At 67.5% G+C, this 1892-nt stretch carries 1 protein-coding gene; it reads right to left on the bottom strand.

Annotated features, from left to right (window positions below; translation table 11 throughout):
• Positions 1–252: 252 nt before the first annotated feature.
• Positions 253–1892, bottom strand: a 1640-nt coding sequence (locus AC2VOP_RS08185) for an amidohydrolase (protein WP_486960499.1), incomplete at its 5' end; no start/stop codon positions are given.

Raw genomic sequence — 1892 nt, 5'->3', positions numbered from 1 at the left:
CGCGCAGTCAGCACAAGGTGGCGAGATTGCCGGTGGGCAAAATCGATCGCCGCGAGAAAAGCCTGTGCTGGGTGCACGGATCATCTGGTTTCGGAGTTCCGCGGCTGGTTGGCTGCGGCCGGGGCCGATGGATGACGGAGATTCCACGACGTTGTCGGCACCTAGCGTTCAGGACGCCAACGTTGTTCGACAGCATAGCGCACCGTTCGGGAGGAGATCAGCGCGACCCGATCCGCTGCCAACGGGGTGGGTTCAGCCCAGCACCTCCCCGTAGGTCTGTCGCCCCATCAGAAACGTCGCCTCAACCCCCACGTCGCGCAGCTGCTCCGGCGGCACGCGCCGCGGATTCCCGGACAGCACGACCAGATCTGCGCATTTGCCGGTTTCCAGGCTGCCGGTTTCCCCATCGAGGCGCAGCTGCCAGGCAGCATCCAGCGTCTGCGCCTTGATCGCCGCGTCGATATCGATGCGCTGCTCCGGGGCCAGCTTCCGGCCGCTGCCCTTGGCCACCCGGGTCACCGCGGTAGCGATGTTGCCGATCGGATCCGGTGGGGTGACGATGCCATCGTTGTGAAACGACATGCGCACACCGGCGTCCAGCGCCGACTTGGCCGCCATCCACCGCGCGCCATGCTCGGGCCCGAAGAGCTTGTCCACCAGCACATCTCCCCAGTAGTAGACCTGCTCGATGAACAAACTGGCGCTGACACCCATCGTCGCCGCCCGTACGAACTGGTCGGGGCGCATGGCGCCGACGTGCTCCAGCCGCGGCCGCAGCACCGGCGGTACCTGAATCTTGTCGAAGGCGTCCAGCACGACCCCGACCGTGGCGTCGCCCTGCGCATGACACGACAGCTGCCAGCCCTGACCGACGAACGCCGCTGCCAGCTCCTCGATCTGCGCAGGGGTGTAGTTCATTCCGCCGCGGTGGTCCGGCCCCAGATCCATCTGGGCCGTCGTCGCGTTCGTCAGGTAGGGAAATGTGGTGAAGATGTTGCCCTGCCAGGGTGAACCGTCGGCCCACAGCTTCATCCCGATTTTGCTGAACAACACCTCGGCGCCGGCCCGCCTGCCGCGCACGTTGCCCGAATCGGCCGCCAGCTCCGGGGTGCCGACCTCGTAGGCGCGGATCCGCATCGTGCAGTCAGGGGCGGCCGCCAACTGCTCGAACACTTCACGCTGACGCCTGGCGTCGTAGGAGTGTTCGCTGGCGGTGGCGAAGCCGGCCTGGGCAAGTCGGCTGTAGGCCCAGCGGACGTTGTCGCGCGTGTTGGCCGTGATCGTGGCGAGGATCGGCGCGGTGAGCGCCATCAGCGCACCCTCTTCGAGGACTTCGCCGGTGAGGTCGCCATTGCGGCCGTGCACGAACTCCGCTCCGGGCGGGTTGGGCGAATCCTTGGTGATACCGGCCGCAGCGAAGGCGGCGGTGTTGCCGTAGGCGGCCTGCTCGCTATTGGCGATGATGACGACCGGATTGTTCGGCACCAACTTGTCCAGCTCGGTTCGGGTGAACGGCTGCAGGCCGGTCTGCAGCAGCGGATCGACACCGGTCAAGAGGATCGGGCGGCCTTTGGGCGTGTCCGCTACGGCATCGTCAAGCTTGCTGAAGACTCCGCCCGCGGTGGGAACCGTGAACGGCCGCACATCGACGGCCGGCGGGGCCAGTGTGGTGCCCATCTCGAACGGGTGTCCGTGCGGCTCCACGAACGCCGGCAGCAGCGCCCGCCCCCGCAGGTCGACGACCCTGGTCTGCGGCCCCCGCAGCCGCAGCACGTCTGATTTGGCTCCGACCGCACTGATCCGGCTGCCGGTCACCGCCAGCGCTTCAACCTCCGGCGCCCACGGCGTCACCGTCACCACCGGCCCGCCGATGAAGATGGTGTCCGCACCTG

The sequence above is a fragment of the Mycobacterium sp. TH-M106 genome, from assembly GCF_057473765.1.
Note: the sequence above shows the minus strand (reverse complement) of the source record. Positions and strands in the feature narration are given on the sequence as shown.